The 23530-nt window shown below is 60.7% G+C and carries 19 protein-coding genes; 2 read left to right on the top strand and 17 right to left on the bottom strand.

What is annotated here, in order from left to right:
• Positions 1-60: 60 nt before the first annotated feature.
• Complete coding sequence (gene thrS / locus AC1DUB_RS03815) at positions 61-1968, bottom strand: threonine--tRNA ligase (RefSeq protein WP_477728378.1); 1908 nt, start codon at positions 1966-1968, stop codon at positions 61-63.
• A gap of 383 nt (positions 1969-2351) precedes the next feature.
• Complete coding sequence (aceA, locus tag AC1DUB_RS03820) at positions 2352-3671, bottom strand: isocitrate lyase (RefSeq protein WP_477728379.1); 1320 nt, start codon at positions 3669-3671, stop codon at positions 2352-2354.
• A gap of 32 nt (positions 3672-3703) precedes the next feature.
• Here aceA and AC1DUB_RS03825 point away from each other — a divergent pair, with 32 nt between their 5' ends.
• On the top strand, positions 3704-3955 hold the full coding sequence (locus AC1DUB_RS03825; RefSeq protein WP_477728380.1) for a hypothetical protein: 252 nt from the start codon (positions 3704-3706) through the stop codon (positions 3953-3955).
• Between the two features lie 47 nt (positions 3956-4002).
• On the opposite strand, the gene AC1DUB_RS03830 is transcribed toward AC1DUB_RS03825, so the two are convergent.
• On the bottom strand, positions 4003-4482 hold the full coding sequence (locus tag AC1DUB_RS03830; RefSeq protein WP_477728381.1) for a gamma-glutamylcyclotransferase family protein: 480 nt from the start codon (positions 4480-4482) through the stop codon (positions 4003-4005).
• Positions 4483-4605: 123 nt separating this feature from the next.
• Between AC1DUB_RS03830 and AC1DUB_RS03835 the strand changes: the two genes are divergently transcribed.
• Positions 4606-5553, top strand: coding sequence for a DMT family transporter (locus AC1DUB_RS03835; protein ID WP_477728382.1), 948 nt, complete (start codon positions 4606-4608; stop codon positions 5551-5553).
• Here AC1DUB_RS03835 and AC1DUB_RS03840 read toward each other — a convergent pair.
• The 14 genes from AC1DUB_RS03840 to AC1DUB_RS03905 form a co-directional block, all read right to left on the bottom strand.
• Complete coding sequence (locus AC1DUB_RS03840; protein WP_477728383.1) at positions 5498-6376, bottom strand: ABC transporter permease; 879 nt, start codon at positions 6374-6376, stop codon at positions 5498-5500. The two genes, AC1DUB_RS03835 and AC1DUB_RS03840, sit on opposite strands and share 56 nt — an antisense overlap.
• A 1-nt stretch (position 6377) precedes the next feature.
• Positions 6378-7319 carry an ABC transporter permease gene (locus tag AC1DUB_RS03845; RefSeq protein ID WP_477728384.1) on the bottom strand — a complete coding sequence of 314 codons (942 nt, stop codon included), beginning with the start codon at positions 7317-7319 and terminating at the stop codon, positions 6378-6380.
• A gap of 10 nt (positions 7320-7329) precedes the next feature.
• Positions 7330-8445 (bottom strand): ABC transporter ATP-binding protein, encoded by a 1116-nt coding sequence (locus AC1DUB_RS03850; RefSeq protein ID WP_477728385.1) that lies wholly within the window; start codon positions 8443-8445, stop codon positions 7330-7332.
• A gap of 101 nt (positions 8446-8546) precedes the next feature.
• Entirely contained in the window at positions 8547-9704 is a 1158-nt protein-coding gene (locus tag AC1DUB_RS03855; RefSeq protein WP_477728386.1) for an extracellular solute-binding protein, read from the bottom strand.
• Between the two features lie 427 nt (positions 9705-10131).
• Positions 10132-11652, bottom strand: coding sequence for a malonate--CoA ligase (locus AC1DUB_RS03860; RefSeq protein WP_477728387.1), 1521 nt, complete (start codon positions 11650-11652; stop codon positions 10132-10134).
• 44 nt (positions 11653-11696) lie between these two features.
• Positions 11697-12503, bottom strand: coding sequence for an enoyl-CoA hydratase/isomerase family protein (locus AC1DUB_RS03865; RefSeq protein ID WP_477728388.1), 807 nt, complete (start codon positions 12501-12503; stop codon positions 11697-11699).
• A 73-nt stretch (positions 12504-12576) separates the two neighbouring features.
• Positions 12577-13575 carry a Bug family tripartite tricarboxylate transporter substrate binding protein gene (locus tag AC1DUB_RS03870; protein ID WP_477728389.1) on the bottom strand — a complete coding sequence of 333 codons (999 nt, stop codon included), beginning with the start codon at positions 13573-13575 and terminating at the stop codon, positions 12577-12579.
• 67 nt (positions 13576-13642) lie between these two features.
• The gene (locus AC1DUB_RS03875; protein WP_477728390.1) at positions 13643-15130 is read right to left on the bottom strand and encodes a malonyl-CoA decarboxylase; all 1488 of its coding nucleotides are present in this window, start codon (positions 15128-15130) and stop codon (positions 13643-13645) included.
• Positions 15127-15795, bottom strand: a complete 669-nt coding sequence (locus AC1DUB_RS03880; protein ID WP_477717017.1) for a GntR family transcriptional regulator — start codon at positions 15793-15795, stop codon at positions 15127-15129. Before AC1DUB_RS03880 ends, AC1DUB_RS03875 begins: the two co-directional genes overlap by 4 nt.
• Before the next feature lie 270 nt (positions 15796-16065).
• Positions 16066-18558: a patatin-like protein gene (locus tag AC1DUB_RS03885; RefSeq protein ID WP_477728391.1), complete on the bottom strand. Its 2493-nt coding sequence runs from the start codon at positions 18556-18558 to the stop codon at positions 16066-16068.
• Positions 18559-18717: 159 nt separating this feature from the next.
• A complete protein-coding gene (gene lgt / locus AC1DUB_RS03890) occupies positions 18718-19560 on the bottom strand; it encodes a prolipoprotein diacylglyceryl transferase (protein WP_477717019.1) in 843 nt (280 codons plus the stop codon).
• Positions 19561-19756: 196 nt separating this feature from the next.
• Positions 19757-20122 carry a glutaredoxin domain-containing protein gene (locus AC1DUB_RS03895; RefSeq protein ID WP_477728533.1) on the bottom strand — a complete coding sequence of 122 codons (366 nt, stop codon included), beginning with the start codon at positions 20120-20122 and terminating at the stop codon, positions 19757-19759.
• 90 nt (positions 20123-20212) lie between these two features.
• Positions 20213-20746: an N-acetyltransferase family protein gene (locus AC1DUB_RS03900; protein WP_477728392.1), complete on the bottom strand. Its 534-nt coding sequence runs from the start codon at positions 20744-20746 to the stop codon at positions 20213-20215.
• A 531-nt stretch (positions 20747-21277) separates the two neighbouring features.
• The gene (locus AC1DUB_RS03905) at positions 21278-23305 is read right to left on the bottom strand and encodes a penicillin-binding protein 1A (RefSeq protein WP_477728393.1); all 2028 of its coding nucleotides are present in this window, start codon (positions 23303-23305) and stop codon (positions 21278-21280) included.
• Between the last annotated feature and the right edge of the window lie 225 nt (positions 23306-23530).

Genomic DNA, 23530 nt, shown 5'->3' on the forward strand with positions numbered 1-23530 from the left:
CCCGTCCTGCAATGACGAGAAGCTTTAGTGCCGGTAAATTCTGGTGAATTTTCCAGCGGCTCAGGCTTTTTGTGCGATGTCAGAGGCAATTTGCTGGGCAAACGCATCAAGAGGCATCACTCCAAGGTCTTTGTTACCCCGGGCGCGCACAGCAACGGCTCCAGCTGCCTTCTCTTTGTCACCCACGACAAGGATATAAGGCAGCTTTTGCAATGAGTGCTCCCGTATTTTATACGTAATTTTCTCATTGCGCAGGTCCAGGTTGACCCTAAGCCCTTGATTTTGCAGCGTTTTGGCAACTTCCCGGGCATATTCAGCCTGGGAATCGGTGATATTGAGCACTGAAACCTGAACGGGCGCCAGCCAGGTTGGCAGTGCGCCGGCGTGTTCTTCGATCAAAATCCCGATAAATCGCTCCAGGCTGCCCACAATCGCGCGGTGCAGCATCACCGGGCGATGGCGGGCACCATCTTCGCCCACATATTCGGCATCCAGGCGCTCCGGCATGGAGAAATCGACCTGCATGGTTCCGCACTGCCACTGGCGGCCAATCGCGTCCTTCAGCGTGTATTCGATCTTGGGGCCGTAAAACGCGCCCTCGCCCGGGGAAATTTCAAATTCACAGCCTGAAGCGCGCAGGCTTTCGATCAAGGCCTGCTCGGCCTTGTCCCAGCTTTCGTCGGAGCCAATACGGGCGTCGGGCCGGGTAGCGACCTTGTAGATGATGTTTTTAAAGCCGAAGTCGGTGTAGACCTTTTGCAGCAAGGTCGTGTAATCAACGCACTCCTTGAGAATCTGCTCTTCCGTGCAGAAAATATGGCCGTCATCCTGCGTGAAGCCGCGCACCCGCATGATGCCGTGCAGCCCGCCCGAGGGCTCATTGCGGTGGCATTGGCCGAATTCACCGTAGCGCAGGGGCAGGTCGCGGTAGCTCTTGATGCCCTGCTTGAAGATCAGGATGTGGCCAGGACAGTTCATCGGCTTGAGCGCGTACTCGCGTTTCTCGCTTTCGGTCGTGAACATGTTGTCGCGGTACTTGTCCCAGTGGCCGGTCTTCTCCCACAACGTCTTGTCAATAACCTGCGGGCCCTTGACCTCCTGGTAGCCGTTGTCCTGGTAGACCTTGCGCATGTACTGCTCGACGCCCTGCCAGACCGTCCAGCCCTTGGGGTGCCAGAACACGAGGCCGGGCGCATGGTCGTCGATGTGGAACAGGTCCAGCTCCTTGCCCAGCTTGCGGTGGTCGCGCTTTTCGGCTTCCTCCAGCATGGTCAGGTACTGCTGCAGTTCGTCCTTGGTGGCCCAGGCCGTTCCGTAGACACGCTGCAGCATCTCGTTGCGATGGTCGCCGCGCCAATAGGCGCCAGCCACCTTCATGAGCTTGAAGAATTTCAACTTGCCGGTGCTGGGCACATGGGGGCCGCGGCACAGGTCTTCAAACGCGCCTTCCCGGTACAGCGATACATCTTCATTGGCAGGGATGCTGGCAATGATTTCGGCCTTGTAATGCTCGCCAATACTCTTGAAGTGCGCCACGGCTTCGTCTCGCGGCAGCACACGGCGCGTCACCGGTTCGTCTTTGGCCGCCAGCTCGGTCATGCGCTTTTCAATGGTCGCCAGGTCTTCCGGCGTGAAAGGACGCTTGTAGGCAAAGTCGTAGTAAAACCCGTTTTCAATCACCGGCCCGATCGTGACCTGCGCCTCGGGAAACAGCTCCTTGACCGCATAGGCCAGCAAGTGCGCCGTGGAATGGCGGATCAGCTCCAGCCCATCGGCATCTTTGGCGGTGATGATGGACACCGAACTGTCTTTTTCAATCAGGTAGCTTGTGTCGACCACCTTGCCATCGACCTTGCCGCCCAGGGCGGCCTTGGCCAGGCCGGTACCGATTGATGCCGCGACTTCGGCTACCGTGACGGCTTGCGGATATTCGCGCCTGGAGGCATCGGGGAGCGTGATTTGAATCATCGGATGGGCTTTTAAAGTTAAGCGGTAAAACAAAAAAGCGCGGAACTTGCCGCGCTTTGATCAGGGAGTGTGTGGATTGATGCTATTTAATTTTTAGCTATCACTATCAGTCAGCCAGGGATGCGGGCTAGCGCCCTGGATGACTCCAGAAACAGGACGCTGTACTAGTTCGCGGTGTCATAACCCGAACTGTCCTTTCTGTTTCTTGATTGGTTAATTGCATGGCCCTATTTTACGGCAGGTCGAACAGGCCGGTTGCGGGTCTTAAATGCTGTCCCAGGCAAGCCGCCCCACAAAAAAGCCCGGACAGGCGGGTAAGCACTGTCCGGGCTGAAAGCTGCGCGCCAGCTCCGGCAGGAGCTGTGCGCTTTTGAAGACGTGATTTAGTGGAACTGCTCTTCTTCGGTAGAGCCGGTCAATGCGGTCACGCTGGACTTGCCGCCCTGGATCGCCGTGGTCACTTCATCGAAATAACCGGTGCCCACTTCCTGCTGGTGCGACACAAAGGTGTAGCCGCGGTCGCGCGCTGCGAACTCGGGTTCCTGCACCTTCTCGATGTAGGCCGTCATGCCGCGCTTGACGTAGTCTTGCGACAGGTCGTACATGTTGTACCACATGGAGTGAATGCCAGCCAGCGTGATGAACTGGTACTTGTAGCCCATCGCGCCGAGTTCGCGCTGGAACTTGGCGATGGTGGCATCGTCCAGGTTTTTCTTCCAGTTGAACGAAGGCGAGCAGTTGTAGGCCAGCATCTTGCCAGGGTGGACCTTGTGCACGGCATCGGCAAACTTCCTGGCGAAGTCGAGGTCTGGCGTGCCGGTTTCACACCACACCAGATCGGCGTACTGCGCATAGGCATTGGCACGGGCCACAGCCTGCTCCAGGCCCTTGCGGGTCTTGTAGAAACCTTCTGCGGTGCGCTCACCCGTCAGGAAAGGCTTGTCGATCTCGTCATAGTCGGAGGTCAGCAAGTCGGCCGCCTCGGCATCGGTGCGTGCAATCACCAGGGTAGGCACGCCGCACACGTCGGCCGCCATGCGCGCGGCGATCAGCTTCTGGCAGGACTCGCGGGTCGGCAGCAACACCTTGCCACCCATGTGGCCGCACTTCTTGACCGAGGCAAGCTGGTCTTCCCAATGCACGCCGCCGGCACCCGCCTTGATCATGGCCTTCATCAGTTCGAAGGCATTGAGCACGCCGCCAAAGCCGGCTTCAGCGTCCGCCACGATGGGCGCGAAGTAGTCGATGTAGTCTTTCCCGCCAGCGTCAATGCCCTTGGAGTGCTGGATCTCGTCGGCACGGCGGAAGGTGTTGTTGATGGTCTCCACTACCTTGGGCACCGAGTCCACCGGGTACAGCGACTGGTCCGGGTACATCGACGAGTAGGTGTTGTTGTCAGCGGCCACCTGCCAGCCCGACAGGTAGATGGCCTTCACGCCGGCCTTGACCTGCTGCATGGCCTGACCACCGGTGAGCGCGCCGAGGCAGTTCACATAGGGCTCGGTGTGCAGGAGGTTCCACAGCTTTTCAGCGCCGCGCCGGGCCAGCGTGTGCTCAATCGGAAAGGACCCACGCAGGCGCACCACGTCGGCGGCGCTGTAGCCGCGCTTGATACCTTTCCAGCGCGGGTTGGTGGCCCAATCTTTTTCCAGGGCAGATATCTGCTGGTCGCGGCTCAGTTGTTCAGTGAAGGTCTGTGGCATGGTGGGCTCCGTAGGTTGAAGAAAAGTGACTGATGACGTGGGTCTACTTTAAGTCTTCTACAAGACCTTTGGAAGCTCTTATGTCTTATATAAGACAAAAATTAACTTCAATAAAATCAATGGTATTCAATAACTTTTCCGCATTAAGAAATTTAATTTCTTATATTGAGAAATTTTTTGCACTGCACCAATTCCATTTTTCACATGGAAAAATGAATTTACCGGATTATGAAATTCAACCCGCCATCGGCGATGCAAAGGCAAGAGGTATGCACCGGAGATGATTCGCCGGCCGGGTTGCCTGCCGAGCGCACCGGTCCACCGCCGTGATTCAGCGGCTGTGCCCAGCCCGATACCGCGTCCAGTCGCCACCCACAATCACCGGTTTTCCCCTGGCATGCCCGGGCGCAATTTCGTAAAGAAGGCAGATCACTGCTCCGGGTACTTCCTGCTGCGGCGAGGCTGGTTGATGGGTTGGTTCATGGGTTGCTTGATCGACCGGCGGGTGGTCAAGCGCCACCAGCACTTCGCGCCGGATGTACTCACCACTCTGCTGGGGCCACACTTCCTCGATTTCATCGAGTTGCCGCTCCAGCTCAGGACTGATTTCATAGACCTCCCCCCACACCAGGTCCTGCCCGCCCAGCACCAGGCCAGGGTAGGCGCCCAGATGGTGCAGTGTGCCGGCCACGCTCGCCTGGCCGACCCATCGCGGCGCAGGCATCAGACGGTTGATATCGCGCTCTTCACCCCGGCGCAGGGTGCCATAAACGAAGACATGACGAACATGATGTACAGGCTGTGGCGACATGGTTGACGGATCAGGGCGGCTCAAAGTAAGGCATCATTTCAACCTGCACATGGCCGCCAGGTCAGCGACTTAACCCCACTCGCCGCAAGGCCGGTGCAACATGCAACAGGAACCCCCAGTTTAATGAATCGCCTTGTGGCCTACACCTGTCTCGCGCTCAGCATGTCCCTCGTGGGCAGCTATGTAGCGCTTTCCAAACCCCTGGTCGCCGCTTTGCCGGTTTTCCTGCTGGCCTGGCTGCGCTTTGGCATCGGCGGTACCGCCATGCTGCACTGGCTCAAAAAACCGGCGGAAGAAACACCCATGAGCAGCCAGACCCGGCGCCTGCTCTTTCTGGAGTCTTTTCTGGGTAATTTCCTGTTTTCGATCTGCATGCTGTTTGGCGTCAGCATGACCAGCGCGGTCGCGGCAGGCGTCATCATGGCTTCCATCCCCGCTGCCGTCGCCTTGATGAGCTGGCTGTTCCTGCGTGAGCGCATTGGCCTGCGGGTATGGAGCGCCATTGCCTGCGCGGTGATCGGCATCGGCCTGGTTTCGCTATCGAAAAACGAGCTGCCCGCGCCCGGGCATATGGGGCCGGCTGGTGATCTTTCCTCCAGGGTCTCGTGGCTGGGCAACCTGCTGCTGGTGGGCGCCGTGCTGTGCGAGGCGGCCTATGCCGTGATCGGGAAAAAACTCACCGGCGTGCTCAGCCCCAAGCGCATCACCGCGCTCATCAATCTGTGGGGCTTTGCCCTGATCACGCCGCTGGGGCTATGGATGGCCTGGAGCTTTGACTTTGCGCGCGTGGAAACCTCAAGCTGGTTGCTGCTGCTGTTTTATTCGCTGGCGGCCAGCGTGTGGACGGTGTGGTTGTGGATGACCGGGCTGAAGACCATCCCCGCCAACCAGGCCGGCGTGTTTACCGTGCTGTTGCCCGTCAGCGCTGCTGCGGTCGGCGTCGTGGTGCTGGGGGAAACACTGAACAGCACCCAGATCGGCGCATTCGCCATCGCGCTGGCCGGCGTGGTGCTCGCTACCCTGCCCGGGCGGGGTCGGGGAAGTTCTGTTCCGGTCGAGCCGCCGCACTGATTTCACGGTCCAGCCGTTTCTGCCGGCGCATCACATAGATGCTGTACGTGATGATGCCCAGCGAAACCACGGCAATCAGGATGGTCGCAGCCGCATAGATGGACGGGTTCACGCCACGGCGCGCGTAGCTGAAAATCACCTGGGGCAAGGTCGTCACGCCCGGGCCTGACAAAAACTCCGAGATCACCACGTCGTCAAATGACAGGGTGAAGGTCAACAGCCAGGCCGAGACCAGGGCCGGTGCAATATTGGGCAGGGTCACCAGGAAAAAAACCTGCATGGGCCGGCATCCCAGATCCATGGCTGCCTCCTCCAGCGAGCGGTCCATCTCGCTCAGGCGCGACTGGATCACGACCGTGGCATAAGCCATGCCGAGCAGCGTGTGACCGGTCACGATGGTGATGAAGCCCCGGTCGGGCCAGCCCACCGTGCGCTGCACGGCCACCATCAGCAGCAGCAAAGACAGCCCAATAATCACTTCGGGCATCACCAGCGGCGCATTCACCATGCCGTAAAACAAGGTGCGCCCCGTGAAGCGCAGGTAGCGCACCAGCACAAACGCGGCAAAGCTGCCCAGCACCACCGACAGCGTGCCGGTAATCAACGCCACCTTGAGCGACAGAAAAAACCCCTCGACCAGCCGGGAGTCCGCCAGCAGGGCCTGATACCAGCGCAGTGAAAAGCCGGTGAACACGCCATCCTGCCGGGTGCTGTTGAAGGAAAAGACGATCAGGAAAAACAGCGGTATGTAAAGGAAAAGATAGACCACGCCAAGCCAGAGCCAGCCGATCTGGTTTTCTGCAAAACGCCACAGCTTTTTCATGTCAGTGCTCCCTGCCGTCACCGTGACCGCTGTTGGCGCGGTAGTAAAAGGCCAGAGGCACCAGGATGAGCAGAATCATCACGACCGCCAGGGCCGCCGCGCGCGGCCAGTTGTTGCTGCTGAACATTTCGTCCCAGACCACGCGGCCGATCATGATGTTTTCGGCGCCGCCCAGCAGCGAAGGAATGACGAATTCACCCACGCTGGGAATAAAGACCAGCATGGAGCCGGCGATGATGCCGGATTTGCTCAGCGGCACGGTCACCAGCCAAAATGCCTTCCAGGCGCTGGCCCCCAGGTCGTGCGCCGCTTCCAGCAGGCGGAAATCCATCTTCACCAGATTGGCATACAGCGGCAAGATCATGAACGGGCAATACACATAGGTCATACCGACCAGCATGGACACATTGGTGTAGAGCATCACCACGGGTTCATCGATGATGCCCAGCGCCAGCAGCAGGTTGTTGAGCACGCCCTGGTCCGCCAGGATGCCCTTCCAGGCATAGACACGCAGCAGGAACGAGGTCCAGAAGGGCAGCATGACCAGCATCAGCAAGGCCGGGCGAATGGACGGCCGCGACCGGGCAATGAAATAGGCAAACGGATAACCGATCACCAGGCACGACAGTGTGGTGAACAAGGCGTATTTCAGGGAGGTTTCGTAGGCCTCCATGTAGATGGTGTTGCCCCATCCGGCATCGGCCCCCTGCCCTGCATCATGAAAAATGGAAACATAGTTGGTGTAGCGCAGCATGACGCGCCAGGAACCCGAGACGGCCTCCACCAACGGCGCAAAAGGATCCACGCCGTTGCCCATGTCCGTCACGCTGATGCGCAGCAGGATCAGGAAAGGCAGGACAAAAAACAGCAGCAGCCAGATGTAGGGCACGCCGATGACAAAGCGCCGCCCGGGATTGAACTGGAGCCAGGAAGGGATTTTCATCGCAGCGGTGTTATTGGGTCAGCACCACCGGTGCATCGTCGTCCCACCAGAAAAAGACCAGGTCATCCCAGGTGATCGCGCTGCCTTCATGCCGCGTGGTGTTGGCTTCCGTGATCTTGATGGTGCGGCTTTGGCCGCCCTCCCCCTTCATTTCCACAATGAACGTGTTGTAGCTGCCGAAATAGGCAATCTCGCGCACCTTGCCGCTGAACAGGTTGTCGGTGACGTCAGGCCGGGTTTTCGAGATGTGGATTTTCTCGGGGCGCACGGCAACGGCAACCGACATGCCCTGGGTGCCGCTGATGCCATGCCCCACGTTCACCACGCCGTACCCGGTGGTGACCTCGCAACGGTCCGCCTCGTCCACCGTGAGTTCACCCTCCATCAAATTGACGTTGCCAATGAAGTCGGCCACAAAGCGGCAATTCGGATGCTCGTAAATTTCCTTCGGCGTGCCCACCTGCAGCACCCGGCCGTGGCTCATGACGGCAATGCGGGAAGCCATGGCCATGGCTTCTTCCTGGTCATGGGTCACCATGACACAGGTGACGCCCACCGATTCCAGGATGTTGACGAGTTCAAACTGCGTGCGCTCCCGCAGTTTCTTGTCGAGCGCACCCAGCGGCTCATCGAGCAGCAGCAATTGCGGCTTCTTGGCCAGGCTGCGCGCCAGGGCCACGCGCTGCTGCTGGCCGCCCGAGAGCTGGTGCGGCTTGCGCTTGGCAAAAGCCTCCAGTTGCACCAGCTTGAGCATCTCCTGCACGCGCGTTTCAATCTGCGCCTTGGGCATTCCCTCGCGCTTCAGGCCAAAGGCAATGTTGTCCCAGATGTTGAGGTGCGGAAACAGCGCATACGACTGGAACATCATGTTGATGGGCCGCTCGTAGGGCGGAAACGAGGCGATGTCCACCCCGTCGAGGATGACCGAGCCGGAGGTCGGCTTCTCAAGGCCGGCCAGCATGCGCAGCAGCGTTGATTTTCCGCAACCGGAACTGCCGAGCAGGGCAAAAATTTCGCCTTTATGGATGGACAGCGAGACATCGTCCACGGCCGCCACGCCGTCAAAGCGCTTGACCAGCTGGTCGGTTCTCAGATAACCGTCGCCAGGCGACGCAGATAAATTCATGAGGCGTAGTTCCGAGGTTGCAAAACCACATCAAAAAGGCTGTGCATGCTGGGTCGCATACACAGCCTGATCAGCCAGCCCGAGGGGCGTGGCCCGAAAACTCAACTACCCTTTTTGAACAGGGTGAAGACGTTGCTCATGGATTCGCGCGCTTCGTTGCTGAAGCTTGCGGGAGAGACCATTTTCTGCAGGTTGGCGGCATCGGGGAATACCGCTTTGTCCTGGGCGATTTCCGGCTTGACGTTCGCCAGGCTGGCCTTGTTGGCCGTGGCGTAGCCCAGCTCATTGGTCAGCGAAGCAGACACTTCGGGGCGCAGCGAATAGTTGATGAACGCCAACGCGTTGTTGGGGTGCTTGGCATCCTTGGGAATGGCCAGGGTGTCAAAGAAAATCAGGCCGCCGGTGCTCGGCAGCAGCGCCTGGACCTCGTTGCCGCTCTTGTTTTCAAGCGCGCGGCCGCGGGCGATGTTGATGTCCCCCGCCCAGGCCAGCGCCACACAGGCTTTGCCGCCGGCCAGGTCATCAATCATGGTGCTGGAGAACATGCGGATGTGCGGACGTACCTTGGCCAGCATGGCGGCTGCGGCCTTGTGGTCGGCCGGATCGTTCGAATAGGCGTTCTTGCCCAGGTAGTGCATGGCCGGGGGAATCACCTCGGTCGGCGAATCCAGAAAGGCGATGCCGCAGGACTTGAGCTTGGTCGTATAGACCGGGTTGAACACCAGTTCCCAGGCGTTTTCAGGCATGGGCGTTGAGCCCAGCGCCTTGGCAACCTTGGCCTTGTTGATGCCCACGGTGGTGAAGCTCCAGGCCCAGGGCACCAGATAGGCGTTGCCCGGGTCAATGGTGTTCAGCTTTTCCATGATGGACGAGTCGAGGTTGCCATAGTTGCCGATCTTGGACTTGTCCAGCTTCATCAGCAGCCCGCCATCAATTTGCGGCTTGGCAAACACGGCGCCAGGCACGACGATGTCGTAACCGGTATTGCCGGCCACCAGCTTGGCGTGCAGGGCTTCGTTGTTTTCAAAGGTCTGGTAGTTGACCTTGATGCCCGTTTCCTTCTCGAAGTTCGCCACCATGTCCTTGGCGACGTAGTCCGGCCAGTTGTAGACGTTGAGTACCTTCTCCTCGGTGTTCACCGCCACAGCCGCGCTGGCCGGGGCGGCCGGCGTTGCCACTGCAGGGGCCTCCTCCTTTTTGCCGCAGGCGCTCAGTGCCACTGCAGAAAAGGCAAAAATCCACAAATGCTTTCTTATCATGTCCGGGCTCCGTCAGGAAAGGTAACAACAGAAGGTAAACACACGCGGCGCTGGCGCCACAGGGTGCAGAAGCCAGCCAGCCGCAGATTGTATAAGAGCGGGTTTTGTCGGGTAAACCAGATCCACCGGATCCGGGCCGTTCCTGGCGGCGCCGTCTCCGCTCTGGATGCCTCCGGCGTGATGCAAAAGCCGTACCAGTTGCAGCATGCCATGGTTTTGCATCCATCCTCTGGACTCCCTGCACGGCCGCACAAGCTCCGATTGGCACACAGGGCCGCCGCGCGTGGCTCGCGTGCCGGACAAGGCGAGGACCCCCTGCCCCCTGCCCCCTGCCCCCTGCCCCCTTGCCCGCTTGCCCCGACTCTACTGCCACAGCGCTACCGGCGCCATGGGGGCGTCGATGTGCTGCGCAAGGATGCGGGTGCCTTCAGGAAAACAGGCCTTTTTGCTGGTCGCGCAATACGTTTTTCTGGACTTTCCCCATGGTGTTGCGGGGCAGTTCGCTGGCAATGAAGCAGCGCTTGGGAATCTTGAAGTTGGCCAGCCGGGATTTCAAGCCGGCGATGATCTGGCCGGCGTCCAGCGAGACGCCGGGCTTGGGAACGACGATGGCGACACCGACCTCCCCGAAATCAGGGTGCGGCACGCCAACCAGCGCACTCTCGGCCACACCCGGCATGTCGTTGATGTAGCCTTCAATCTCGGCCGGGTAGACGTTGTAGCCACCACTGATGATCAGGTCCTTGCTGCGCCCGACGATGGTGATGTAGCCGCGCTCGTCAATTTTCCCCACATCGCCGGTTTTGAAGTAACCGTCCGGCGTGAACTCCTCCTTCGTTTTCTCGGGCATGCGCCAGTAGCCCTGGAAAACATTCGGCCCCTTGACCTGAATGGCACCGATTTCGCCAACCGGCATCGGCTGGTCATCTTCGCCCTGCACCCGCAGGCTCACGCCCGGCAGCGCCAGCCCCACGGTGCCGCCGCGTCTCTCGCCGCCCTCGTACGGATTCGAAGTGAGCATGGCCGTTTCGGACATGCCGTAGCGCTCGAGAATGGTATGCCCGGTGCGCTGCTGCCACGCGTTGAAAGTTTCAATGAGCAGCGGCGCCGAACCCGCAACGAAGAGGCGCATGTTGCGGCAAGCCTCGCGATCGAGTCCCGGCTCGGCGAGCAGGCGCACATAAAGCGTGGGAACCCCCATGAACACGGTGGCCTCGGGAAGTTTTTTCACGACCAGCCGGGGGTCGAATTTGGACAGCCAGATCATCTTGCTGCCGTTGATCAGCGCGCCGTGGACGGCCACAAAAAGGCCATGCACGTGAAAGATGGGCAAGGCATGAATCAGCACATCGCCTTTCTTCCAGCCCCAGTAGTCCTTCAGGACCAGCGCATTGCTGAGCATGTTGCCATGCGACAGCATCGCACCCTTGCTGCGGCCGGTGGTGCCGCTGGTGTAGAGAATGGCCGCCAGGTCGTCCGGCTTTTTCACGGCGATGTCGTGCTGGTCACTGCAATGCGCGGCGCGGTCCAGCAGGGAGCCGGTGCGGTCGTCGTCCAGCGTAAAGACATTTTGAGTGCCCGCCTTGAAAGCGATTTTGCTGACCCAGCCGAAATTCTTGCTGCTGCACACCACGACAGCCGGCTCCGCATTGCCGATGAAGTACTCGATTTCTGCGCTCTGGTAGGCCGTGTTGAGCGGCAAAAACACATAGCCGGCACGCAGCGTCGCCAGGTAAAGCATCAGCGCTTCGACGGATTTTTCAACCTGCACCGCCACCCGGGCGCCGTCCGGCAGGCCCAGCGACTGCAGCAGGTTGGCCATCATGGCCGTGGCGCGCTCCAGGTCACGCCACGAGTAGGTCAGGCCGTTGTCGGTTTCAAGAGCCACTTCATCCAGCGAGGCGGGAAACGCGGCGCGCAGCGCAGCAAACAGGTTATGGTTTTTCATGGATCAGGCTGTCGAAGGTTGAGGATTCAAAAAATTCAGAAAGTTCAGCAAACGAATCGGGGCTGGCGCTTTTCAACAAAGGCCATCACGCCCTCGCGGTGTTCGGCCGCGGTCGCGTAAGCATAGGCACTCGCGATTAAATTCTCAGCAACTGATGGATCAGTGGCAGGCCCCAACGCCCTGAAAGTCTGCTTGTTCAGACGCGCCGCCTGAGGTGCCAGCTGGCTGATACGACCCGCATACGCCAGAGCCGCCCGGGCGACTTCACCCGCCGGCACGACCTGGCTGAGGAAACCGCGCTGTTTCATCTCGGCCGCGTCCAGCACGGCTGCTGACAGCAGCATTTCGCGAGCCGTCAGCTCGCCGGCAGCGCGCATCACCAGCGCCGCCTCGCGCGGGGCCATGGGAAAACCCAGTTTGGCAATCGGCGCGCCAAAGCGGGCCGTCTCGCTCGCGATGCGTATGTCGCAGCAACTGGCAATCTCCATTCCAGCCCCCATGCAGTTGCCCTCGATCTGGGCAACGATGGGAATGTCGCAATCAAGCATGGCACGCAGGCCGCCCCATACGTCGTTTTCATGGAAGTCGCGCAGGCTGGCTTCATCGAACCGGAAATCAGCATATTCCGAAATATCGCCCCCGGCGCAAAAGTGGCCGGCGTCGTCTGCGCTGGCTGGCACACGTTGGCCGCATATCAGCACGCAAGTCACATCATGGCCGCGCTGGAGCTGCTCGAACGCAGTCCGCAACTCGCCCCACATGGCTCGCGACATGGCATTGAGCTTGCCAGGGTGCGACAGGGTCACGGTCGCAACCGGGCCCAGCCTCTCCAGAAAAATGGCGCCGCTCATGAATGGCCTTGCACGGATGGAAGTCGCCGCGGAAAACCAGGACGACACAGCGGATCAAGCGTGAGGGTCATACCTATTCGAGCTTGGCGCCCGAGGTTTTGACCACATCCGCCCAACGCTTGATTTCCGAGTGGACAAAAGCGCCAAACTGCTGCGGCGTCAGGTTGCCAAACTCCGCGCCGTTGCTGGCCCAGATGGCCTTGAGTTCGTCGGTCGCTGCAGCCTTGCGCAGGTCTTCCACGATGCGTGCCTGGATATCGGGGGGCGTCCCTTTCGGCGCCCACATGCCGTACCACGTGGTCACGGTGTAGTCCGGCAGGCCCACCTCGGCGGCGCAGGGAACATCCGGAAAAGCCGGATTGCGCTTGCTGCCCGACACCATCAAGGCCTTGATGCGGCCGCCCTTGATGTGGGCTGCAGACGAACCCAGGCCGTCGAACATCATGTCCACATTGCCGGAAATCAGGTCCTGCAAGGCCGGGCCGGCACCCCGGTAAGGAATGTGCGTGATGAAGGTCTTGGTCTGCTGCTTGAACAGCTCGCCGGCCAGGTGGTGGGAGGTGCCGGCGCCGGCGGAGCCGTAGTTGAGCTTGCCGGGATTCTTGCGGGCGTACTCGATGAAGGCCTTGATGTTTTGCGCCTCTGCCCGCTTCGGGTTGACCACCACCACCTGCGGCACGTTGGCCATCAGTGCAAGCGGCACAAAATCCTTCTCGAGGTCGTAGTCCAGCTTGGGATACATGGAAGGCGCAATGGTGTGGTGCACTGCGCCCATGAACAGGGTGTAGCCATCAGGCTGTGCTTTCGCTGCAATGCTGGCGCCCAGCGTGCCGCCGGCGCCACCACGGTTGTCGATGATGAGCTGCTTGCCGGTGAGCTTGGCAAACTGACCCGACAGCGGCCGGGCAAACGCATCGGTACCGCCACCGGCCGGGAAAGGCACGATCACCGTGACCGGTTTGGTCGGCCAGCCCGACTGGGCGCGGCTGTTGATGGCAAATAAGGCAACGCTGGCAGCCGTGGCGCGCAGCACGTCGCGCCGCGAACCCCTTAGCCCAAGGCTGAATGTCATTTTTTGTCTCCTGTCGTTGTTGAACGCTGTTGAAATCAGAAATCCGGAATCAATGCTATGTACACATTCAAATATACAAATCTTCCACGTCACCTGATACGGGGATTTTCCCCTGCGCCAGCATGGCGCGGTGCTTGTCCAGGCGCTTGAGATCGTAGAGGTAATTCACCATGAGACCATAGGACTGCTTGAGCCCTTTGGGCGACGGATCACCGGCCCAGTTGAGCCGCTCAATGCGGGCACCGTTGCCGAGGTGAAAGCGCGCTACCGCATCGATCGGTTTGCCGTCGTCCAGCGCGCGGCCCAGGTAATGCGCCGCGCAGTGCAGCAGCATCTGGCGTACCGGCGATTTTTCATGCAGAGCCAGTGCGCCCTCTGCAGCGCTGAGAAAATGCCCCGGCCCCGGCGGTTCAAACCCGACAGCACGGCCCAGCGCCACACGCTCCTTCTCGCCCAGACTCTCCAGCATGGCCGCAGCGTTCTTGCCCAGCCAGCTTCTAAAGCCCGGAATCGGCGAGAGCGTCGCAAACGTCCTGAGCCGCGGAAACTCTTCCTTCAGGGTCTCAACGACACGCTTGATCAGCGAGTCCCCAAAGCTCACGCCACGCAGGCCGGTCTGCGTGTTGCTGATGGAATAAAAAATCGCCGTGACCGCCTTGTTCACGTCCACTGCGTCAGCCGACTCGTCAAGCAACGGTGTGATGCTGTGGGCCATCTCATCGATCAGCGCGACTTCCACAAAAATCAGCGGATCGTCGGGCAGGCGGGGATGAAAAAAACCATAGCAGCGGCGGTCCGAGTCAAGCCGGTTCTTCACATCGGCCCAGCTCTTGATGTCGTGCACCGCCTCGTACTTGATCAGCTTTTCAATCAGGGATGCCGGTGAATCCCAGCTGATGCGACGCAAGTCCAGGAACCCCACGTCAAACCAGGTGGAGAACATGTACTCCATCTCGACATCAAGCGCTTGCAGGCGTTTGTCCGCTTTCAGATAAGGCAGCATGTCCGCCCGCAGGTCCACCAGAAAACGAATGCCCTCGGGGAAGGCACTGAAGCGCTGCAACAAGCGCCGACGCGGCGACACGGTGGCACGCCGGTAGCGCACCTCGGCCACGGCCTCATCAGGGGTTCCGACAGCTGCGGCAAATTGGGCTTGCGCTAGTTTGACTTTGTGCGTATCGGCGACGAACTGCTCGCTCATCAGGAGCCACATGTCGCGCCGCTCATTCAGGGCGGCGCTGGCGTACCAGCCGGCAACGCCCTTGGCCCGGCGCCCGCCTTCGACCTCGCTGACCTGCGGATCCACAATCGCCTTCAACTCCTCCAGCGTACGGCGCAAGACACGCGGCGACAGGGCTTCCTCTTTTTGCCGCAGCGTGGCCTTGAGCCGCTCGCGGGTCGAGCGTCCTGCCGGCAAGGCCTCGGCCAAGGTTGCAGTCGCTATCTTTTTAGGAGCTGCCTGCGGGTTAGGTACGGCTACTTCGGGTGCTTTTGATGCTTTTTTTTCGCCCGCAAGACGCGACACACTACGGTTAAGCCAATCTGCCGCGCTCATGAGGCCACCCGCGAACGCTGGTTGCGGGCCAACTCGCGCAAGGCTTCGCGCTGGCGCGTCAAATGGGTGCGCATGGCGGCCTCGGCGCCTTCGCTGTCGCGGCTTTTCAGCGCGGCAAACACGGTCATGTGCTCGGACAGGCTTTGCGCCAGCCGGCCCGGCGCCTGCAGCGACTGCAAGCGTGCCAGCTTCAAAATCTTGCGCAAATCGGCAATCGCCTGCGCCAGCCAGCGGTTGTTGGCCAGCAAAATAATGGCCTCGTGAATCGCGAAGTTCGCCGCGTAATAGTCAGTGATGCGGCCGGCCTGCGCGTGGCTGGCCAGCCGCTCATGCAGCGTCGTGAGTGCCGCCAGATCGGCATCGCTGGCATTGCGCGCCGCCTCATAGGCACAGCGCCCTTCGAGCAGCGCGATCACCGGGAAAATATCGTCCAGATCCTGCTCGGTCACTTCATTGACGAAGCAGCCGCGCCGCGGCTCGTGGCGCAGCAACCCTTCGGCGGTCAAGACCTTGAGAGCCTCGCGCAGCGGCGTGCGGGAGATTTCCAGCCTCTCGCACAGGGCAACTTCATCCAGAAAGCTGCCCGGCGCGAACTGGCCCGCAAATATCTGCTCGCGCAAGGTGGCGGCGACCTCTTGGTGCAATGAACTCTGGACAAGACGCATGGCAAGGGTTCCTCTGGGCTGAGTTGATATGAACACTGCAAATCACGGCTGTAATTTCATGTAATTACGCGTAATTATGAAGAAGTTGGCGTGTGACCGCAAGTCTTGTTTCATCCGGACAAACCCTGTGCCCGCCCCGCCCCGCCCCGCCCCGCCCCGCCCCGCCCCGCCCCGCCCCGCCCCACCTCACCTCACCTCACCCCGGCGCCAGCAGTCGGGACGGGGACGATCGACAACCGGCGGCGACGGCGCCCCTGGATCGGGACCGGATCAAAGGCGTGCGACGGCCTCCCCGAGTTGGGCCATCAGCTCCGGGACGAACCTGAGCCGCTTGGCCTCCTCCTCCAACACCTTCCCGAACGCACGTTTTTTCAGGGCGGCGATATCGAAATCGCCGCGCCTGTTCGCCGGAACCGTGCTGTCCAGAATATCGAAGAGCCGGTCCACCGCGTGGAGCCTGCCCCACAAGTAGTCATTTTCACGGATCGACCGGCTGAGAAAACCGCCAAAGCCGGCGAATGACCCGCCTTGCAGAACACTCTTCTGATCAGGGAGCGCGAGGGTGGTCGCATCTTCGGGGCTAATGCGGTCGATCAGAATCTCGTCGATCGGGCCCGCATCCAGTGACAGGGCACTGGCCGTTGGGCGCAGGATGATGTCCCAGTAAAGGTAGCCGAGATAGCCGGTGAGTATGGCAACACGGCACCGCTCAGCCATACGCAGGAGCAAGGGAGATGCCAGCACGGCATCCGTATTGTCCATTGTCCGCTCCATGTCGCATTCCTGGCCCAGCCTTTCAACCAGCTTTGAGATTTCATCAAGGTCTTCCTTGCCAAGAAAATCAACCGCGCCAGTACCAATGTTCAATTTTTCATGGGCAAACCGGCCGACGAACAACCTTCGGCACATGGAGACGGCCTGGCGACTCAAAAAATTCATGTCGTCATAAACCGACAACTCGTCAATGCATTTTTGTACTTTAATTTTCAAAAGATCGAGAGACTGCGAATCGGTCGCACCGGAGTCATCCCCTGAAATATTTTGATAAAGATCATTGATTTCATGCAGAACAAAATTCAATCGCCTTTTTTTGTAGATAACGCCAAAATTTCCGATGATTTTTCCGAAGGTCGGCAACTCGGAATACTCATGAACATGTTCCGGCATGGAGTAGGAAGCGGCGATGCCGCCCTGATTTCTGGCCCACTCCTCAACAATCTCCTGGACCCGGCGCGCGTCCCGCGAATCGGCAGCGTACTGACAGGCGCTGACAATGATCTGAACGATAAAGTCCAGCCCCTCAAGGACCAGAGAACGCACCCAGGCGTCATAGACAATCGCTGTACCGGACAGGAGGTTCATGGATGAGAGCCGCCAGTGCCGCAAATCATCGGCCGTGAAGTTGCCTTTGAGACCGCCCGCGGTCATCTGCTCGATCATCCTCGCGACATGGGAGCGCGCGTCCAGGATGGCAGCCTTCAAGCGCCGGGCCTGCCGGTTGTACCGGCTGATCACTGCCAGTTCGTTGTAAACGGGATCGTGGCGAGGCAGGTCCGAGAGCGCCGCGCGCAACGTGGCGAAAAAACCCGGAACGCCATTGCCGGACGCCGCTTTCTCGCGCCTGATGTGAGGGTCTATGAAGACGAGGCGGCGATCCACTTCACGGAAAGCGCCATGGGTGCGGATGGCCTCCACACAGGCCATGATGGGCTTGTTGTCGAGAACGCTGCCATCGACCAGTACCGCGTCTTCGGGATTTTCTCCCTGCTCAAGGTACCTGCGGAAATTGCGCGCCAGGAAGTGCGTGCGCGCCGGCCACGGCCTGCGGCGTTCAGCCAGAATGTCGTCGATCTCGCGGATCTGCGCTGGCGGAAAGGCCCCGGGGTACGAAGCCGACGCCCGGGCGGCAAAGGCAAGAGACGGGAGATTATCAACATCGAAATCGCTCTGCAGATGGCCGGTTCTGCGATGGTCCAGGCTGAAGCGAAGAACGTGGCGATGCTCCCTTTCATGCGCAACCGGCGGATCATGGATGAAGATGGGCCGGTCCAGCCCTCTGAAATCGGTCACGGTGACCAGAAGGTCAAGCCTGGCTCCCGTGGGCAACAGCGACTCCGAAGCCGAGCCGGTTTTCCCCATCGCCACCAGGCCATCCAGCATCAGCGCGGTCATGCGGCGACCGTCAAGCGGAGGCTTGAACCAGCGAGAGCGCAGGAAAATCGAGACCCGCTCCTTCATTTCAGCGTCGGCCTTCCCGGGTAGCAAGCCCTCGCGGTCGAGCCGGGTAAGCAGGGGACGCATGAGCGGCCAAAAATACCACTTACTCCAGAGTCGCGCCCTGGCCTCAGGCGCCAACAGATTGAGCATGTCGGCATCGGTCAGCCACATGTCCGTGATAGGCGCCAGACTCAGGTCATGGGCCAGCGCCGTAGCCAGGGCCACGCCGTTGATGCCTCCCGCGGAGGCTCCCGCTATGACGTCGACGATGACCCGAAGATCAATCTCCCGCCCAAGGGTTTCCAGAAATTCAAGGTAAATGTCTCCGGTCGAGCTTTCCGGCTCATCAGGGTAATAGTCGTGAAAGCCAGACGCTGCAGACGCTGCAGACGCTGATGTCTCGTCGCTTTCATAGGATTTATCCCTGTGGCAGATTTTTGACGCTCTGACCAGATTGAGGATTTCGCGATTAATACCGTGCTGGTAAATCGCCAGCGATACGCCGCCGAAGAAAACGACGGCCAACCGAAGTTCTTTTTCTTTCATCGCTGCGCTCGCTTTCAGCCCCCTGGCAACGGGCGGCGAAATCGGTACCCCGCATATCAGTCTGCCCCCCTGCGACCCAAAAAGCAACAGCCGGCGCAAACCGGCTGACCGGTCGCGCCGGCCTTCTCGCGCGAGGCGGGAGACTAGGGCCCGTTCACCCTACTCAGGCCACTCAGACCGTGCCGCCGGCGCCGAAGCAGCCCGCTGCGAAGCCCACCACCACAGCCAGGCGCCAGCAGCGATCATGGGCACACAAAGCCACTGGCCCATGCTCATGCCGAGGGCCAGAATGCCGAGAAAGTCGTCCGGCTCGCGGAAAAACTCGGCGATAAAGCGGAACACGCCATAGCCCACCAGGAAGGCCCCGGAGACCTGCCCCATCTTGCGCGGTTTGCGCGCATACAGCCACAGCAGCACAAACAGCAACAGCCCTTCCAGCAGGAACTGGTAGACCTGCGACGGGTGGCGCGGCAGCATGGAGCCGCTATTCCTGAACACCATGCCCCACGGTAAATCAGGCGAGCTGAAACGCCCCCACAACTCGCCATTGATGAAGTTACCCACCCTCCCCGCCGCCAGCCCCGTGGGCACGCAGGGCGCTACGAAGTCCATGACCTGCAGCCAGGGCCGCTGGCGCGTGCGCGCAAACCAGAGCTGCGACACCAGCACGCCCAGCATGCCGCCATGAAAGCTCATGCCGCCCTGCCAGACCGCCAGAATTTCGAGCGGGTGCGCCAGGTAGTAGCCCGGCTTGTAGAAAAGACAGTAGCCCAGGCGCCCCCCGACGACGACACCCATGACGCCCAGGAACAGGATGTCTTCGATGTCCTTGCGCGACCAGGCGCCGGGGCCGGTGATAGAGGCATAGGGTTCATGCCGGAGACGCCGGGTCGCCAGGAAAAAAAACAGGCCAAAAGCCGCCAGGTAAGTCAGGCCATACCAGTGAATCGCCAGTGGGCCGAGTTGCAGGGCAACGGGATTGATTTGAGGGTGAATCAGCATGGGTTGCCATTGTGCACGCAAGCAGGCCGCAAGTCGGGGACCAACGTGTCACGAAACACGTCACGAAACCCGCGCTACCACTGCACATGCTTCGCTCACCATGAATTTGGAAGGTCTGGGACCTTCACCGGGCCGACCTCCATGAATACTCGTGTCCGGTCAGTTCAACCGCAGTTGCCGGAGGGCCCAACGAAGTTCATGCCAGCATCTTTTTCAACTCGCCGCTGTCTATCAGCGCCTGCAAATTCGCAGCGCCACCCACCAGAGTGCCCTTGACGAACACCATCGGAAAGGTCGGCCAGCCGGTCCACATCTTGAGCGCATTGCGCTCGCGCCAGGTGTTCAGATAGTTGCCGTATTCCAGATACCGGTAAGCCTGCCCGATATTGTCCAGCGCCTTGCACGCCTTTCGGGAAAAAGGGTTCATCCCCATTCCCACCACAACCACATCGTTATCCCTGATCGCCGTCATCACCTCTTGCACGATGGCCTGCTGATGCATCGCAATCTTGTTGCGGATAGCAGGGTGAATCTGGGCTTCGTCAAGAAGAAAGCGTGGCATGGAGCGCTCCGGCAGGTCGGAAGCCAAAACAGTAACACAGCCCAGTAGCGCAGCCGCCGTTGGACACCCTGGCGAGACTGCAGCCGAAGCTCAGCTGCCCAGCACCCGGTAGAAGTAGGTGGTGTCGCACAGCCCGCCGTGCGGCAGCAGCGCATAGCCGGGAATCACGCCGCAACGCTGCCAGCCGAGCCGCGCATACAGCCGCTCGGCATCGCCGCTCGCGGTGTCGAGCACCAGCAGTGACTTGCCGCACTCGCGCCCCAGTTGCTCGGCCGCCTGCATCAACAGCGCACCCAGCCCCTGACGCCGGGCCCGGCGGTACACCAGCATCTTCGACACATCAGCGCGGTGCGGTTGATTTTCGGGTTGGTCCAGCACCAGTTGCACAGTCCCCACGATGCCGTCGGCATCTTCGGCCACCAACAGGCCGCGTTCGCCCTGTGCTACGCCATCCGCCACGCGGCGCCAGAACGCCAGCGCCTTAGGCATCGACAAGGGGAGCATGTAGCTCACCGATGCGCCGCCCTCCACACAATCGATCAGCAGTTCGGCCAGCGCCTGCACCTGTGCGTCGGTCACGGCCAGCAGCCGGCGAATGCGGGGGGCGAGGACGGGGGTGTTCATTGACATGTCATCTCCGGAAGACGGGAACGGTTGGGGGCAAGGTCGTGATCATGACAGCATGGCGCGCGGTCTTGCGAGTGGGGTTGTGGTTGCAGATTTTCGTAACTACTCAAGTCACAGCACCATGGCCTTGATCCATTCCCCCTCTTGCTCCTCTTGCTCCTCTTGCTCCTCTTGCTCCTTCCCGCCTTTGGGGGAAGGCCGGGATGGGGGCAGTGCGACCCTTATTGAGCTTTCACAATTCATGACGGCATTCCCGTGATTGCGAGCGCAGCGCGGCGATCCACATCTTCGCTTCGGGCCGCCCAGGGAGTTTTGTCTCCAACCACAAAAGCGTTCAGTATCAAGGTGCACTCGCACACATGCGGGGAGCCCCCTTCCCGCCTTCCCCCAAAGGCGGGAAGGGGTAACACGAGGATGGACTCAGCCCGAACGGTAGACAGACCTGAGTAGTTACCGATTTTCTACAAAATCGGCCTTCATCCCGATAAACACGGGCGCGAGCAACTACCTTTTTTGTAGCGTCTTCAGTCAATTCCCCTGCAACTGCCGGAAAATCCTGCCAAACAAGCCATTCATGACCTCCATGATCGGCGGCGGCGCCGGCGGAGCGGGCCGCGGGCGCGGAATGTCGAATTCGGCGTTCTGGTCAAGCCAGCGGTTGCGAAACCCTTGCTGAAAAACCTCGCCCACCATGGGCAGCGCGCTGCGGGCGCCCTGCCCCCAGGCGCCCATCGTCACGCTGTTGTCGTTAAAGCCGACCCGGGCACCCGCCACCAGTTGCGGGTTCATCATGATGAACCAGCCGTCGGTGTTGTCTTGCGTGGTGCCGGTCTTGCCGGCCACGTCGGCCTGGATGCCGTAGCGCTGGCGAATGGCCGTGCCCGTGCCCTCGTCAATCACACCGCGCATCGCATTCACCAGTGTCAGCGCATGCGCACGCGGCATGGCCAGCTCGCGCTCCCTGACGGGCTCGAACTGTTCGAGCAACCGGCCGTTACGGTCTTCCACCCGCAGCACCAGCACCGGCGGCATGTAGCTGCCGCCATTGGCAATGGTGCCGTAAGCGGTAACCATCTCCAGCAGCGTGACGGGGCTGGTGCCCAGCGCGAGTGACGGCACCAGGTCCAGCTTGCTCTGCCGCACCCCCATGGCCTGCGCCAGCGCCCCCACTTTGGCCGGCCCCACTTTCTGCATCAGCTGGGCCGTGATGGTGTTTTTGGAATACACCAGCCCGTCGCGCAAGGTGGTGGGCAGGCCGGTGGGCGGCGTCGCATCGCTGGGCGTCCACACCTCGCCGCCTTGCTGCGAGATGGCCACAGGCTGGTCAATCAGGGTGTCCAGCGGGTCCAGCCCCAGCATGAAGGCCGCGCCATAGACAAAGGGCTTGAAGGTCGAGCCCGGCTGGCGCCGCGCCTGGCTCACGTGGTCAAACTGCTCCTGCGCAAAGTCGCGGCTGCCCACCCAGGCCCGCACGGCGCCGTTGCGCGGGTCGAGCGCGAGGAAGCCGGCCTGCAGCACGGGACGCTCCTGCCCGGCCTTGCGCCGGCCGTCGGCCAGCGTTTGCAGTTGCGCCATCTGCCGCGCCACCGCCTGGTTGGCCGCCTTCTGGATCTTGGCGTCAAGCGTGGTGCGCACCCGCAGGCCGTCAGCATGAATGTCGAAGCCCCTGTGGTCGGCCCAGGCGATCAGCCATTTGCGCAAATGTTGGGCCACGTGCGGCGCCGGGCCCAGCGCCTCGGTCTGCCGCTCAAAGTCCAGCCGCAGCGGCCGCTTGGCCAGCATTTCAACCCGGGCCGGGTCGAGCTTGCCGTGTTTGGCCATCTGCGCCAGCACCAGGTTGCGGCGCTGCACGGCGCGCTCCGGGTTCAACACCGGGTTGTAGTAACTCGTGCCCTTGAGCATACCGATCAGCGTCGCGCTCTCCAGCACGTCGAGCTTGTCGGCCGACTTGTCGAAATAGGTGCGCGCGGCCATCTCGATGCCGAAGGCGTTGTAGAGAAATGGCACGGTGTTGAGATAGGTCTCAAGAATTTCGCGCTTGGAATACACCGCCTCGATCTTCAGCGCGGTGATCGCCTCCTTGGCCTTGCGCGTGATGCTGGCGGCGCGGCCGATTTCTTCAGGGTAAAGGTTGCGCGCCAGCTGCTGCGTGATGGTCGAGCCACCCTGCAGGTTGCCCGACAAAGTGCTGAGCACCGCCCCAGCCGTGCGGCGAAAATCAATGCCATGGTGCTCATAAAAGCGGTGGTCTTCGGTGGCGATCAAAGCGTTCACCACATGGGGCGAAATCTTGTCCAGCGTTACCCACTGCCGGTTGATGCGTTTGTATTCGGCCAGCACCGTGCCGTCAGACGCCAGCAGCACCGAGGGAGCTTCAGACTTGGCCTTGCGCAGGTCGCCAATGCCGGGCGTGAACGGAATCAACACCAGCACGTACAGCAGCATCAACGCCGGCAGTACCAAAGCCGCCCGCACGGGGTGCCGCCTGACGGCACCCATCAGACGGCGGGCCTGTTCAGTGGCGAAAGTGGCTGCGCGGTGAAGGGCCGGGGTCATGGACCAAGTTTAAGGTGACAGTCAACCCAGTTTGTAACTTTGCCGACCCTCCGGGGTTACATCTGGCTGCAGTCTCGTGGGATGGTCGCCATAAGCTACTTTTCATAAGCTACTTTTAATAGCGAGAAGAACTCATCGACGCATCAATCTGCAGTTGCCGCCAGGCAGTGCAGAGACAATAATACGGCGCGGGACCTCCAATCCCAATACGGCAGCGGCAACTCG

It is taken from the genome of Polaromonas sp. P4_F9, assembly GCF_056401235.1.

Bases quoted from the DNA above. Each gene is read 5' to 3' on its own strand.
- thrS (WP_477728378.1), bottom strand. From the start codon at position 1,968: ATGATTCAAATCACGCTCCCCGATGCCTCCAGGCGCGAATATCCGCAA.
- aceA (WP_477728379.1), bottom strand. From the start codon at position 3,671: ATGCCACAGACCTTCACTGAACAACTGAGCCGCGACCAGCAGATATCT.
- AC1DUB_RS03825 (WP_477728380.1), top strand. From the start codon at position 3,704: ATGACGTGGGTCTACTTTAAGTCTTCTACAAGACCTTTGGAAGCTCTT.
- AC1DUB_RS03830 (WP_477728381.1), bottom strand. From the start codon at position 4,482: ATGTCGCCACAGCCTGTACATCATGTTCGTCATGTCTTCGTTTATGGC.
- AC1DUB_RS03835 (WP_477728382.1), top strand. From the start codon at position 4,606: ATGAATCGCCTTGTGGCCTACACCTGTCTCGCGCTCAGCATGTCCCTC.
- AC1DUB_RS03840 (WP_477728383.1), bottom strand. From the start codon at position 6,376: ATGAAAAAGCTGTGGCGTTTTGCAGAAAACCAGATCGGCTGGCTCTGG.
- AC1DUB_RS03845 (WP_477728384.1), bottom strand. From the start codon at position 7,319: ATGAAAATCCCTTCCTGGCTCCAGTTCAATCCCGGGCGGCGCTTTGTC.
- AC1DUB_RS03850 (WP_477728385.1), bottom strand. From the start codon at position 8,445: ATGAATTTATCTGCGTCGCCTGGCGACGGTTATCTGAGAACCGACCAG.
- AC1DUB_RS03855 (WP_477728386.1), bottom strand. From the start codon at position 9,704: ATGATAAGAAAGCATTTGTGGATTTTTGCCTTTTCTGCAGTGGCACTG.
- AC1DUB_RS03860 (WP_477728387.1), bottom strand. From the start codon at position 11,652: ATGAAAAACCATAACCTGTTTGCTGCGCTGCGCGCCGCGTTTCCCGCC.
- AC1DUB_RS03865 (WP_477728388.1), bottom strand. From the start codon at position 12,503: ATGAGCGGCGCCATTTTTCTGGAGAGGCTGGGCCCGGTTGCGACCGTG.
- AC1DUB_RS03870 (WP_477728389.1), bottom strand. From the start codon at position 13,575: ATGACATTCAGCCTTGGGCTAAGGGGTTCGCGGCGCGACGTGCTGCGC.
- AC1DUB_RS03875 (WP_477728390.1), bottom strand. From the start codon at position 15,130: ATGAGCGCGGCAGATTGGCTTAACCGTAGTGTGTCGCGTCTTGCGGGC.
- AC1DUB_RS03880 (WP_477717017.1), bottom strand. From the start codon at position 15,795: ATGCGTCTTGTCCAGAGTTCATTGCACCAAGAGGTCGCCGCCACCTTG.
- AC1DUB_RS03885 (WP_477728391.1), bottom strand. From the start codon at position 18,558: ATGAAAGAAAAAGAACTTCGGTTGGCCGTCGTTTTCTTCGGCGGCGTA.
- lgt (WP_477717019.1), bottom strand. From the start codon at position 19,560: ATGCTGATTCACCCTCAAATCAATCCCGTTGCCCTGCAACTCGGCCCA.
- AC1DUB_RS03895 (WP_477728533.1), bottom strand. From the start codon at position 20,122: ATGCCACGCTTTCTTCTTGACGAAGCCCAGATTCACCCTGCTATCCGC.
- AC1DUB_RS03900 (WP_477728392.1), bottom strand. From the start codon at position 20,746: ATGAACACCCCCGTCCTCGCCCCCCGCATTCGCCGGCTGCTGGCCGTG.
- AC1DUB_RS03905 (WP_477728393.1), bottom strand. From the start codon at position 23,305: ATGACCCCGGCCCTTCACCGCGCAGCCACTTTCGCCACTGAACAGGCC.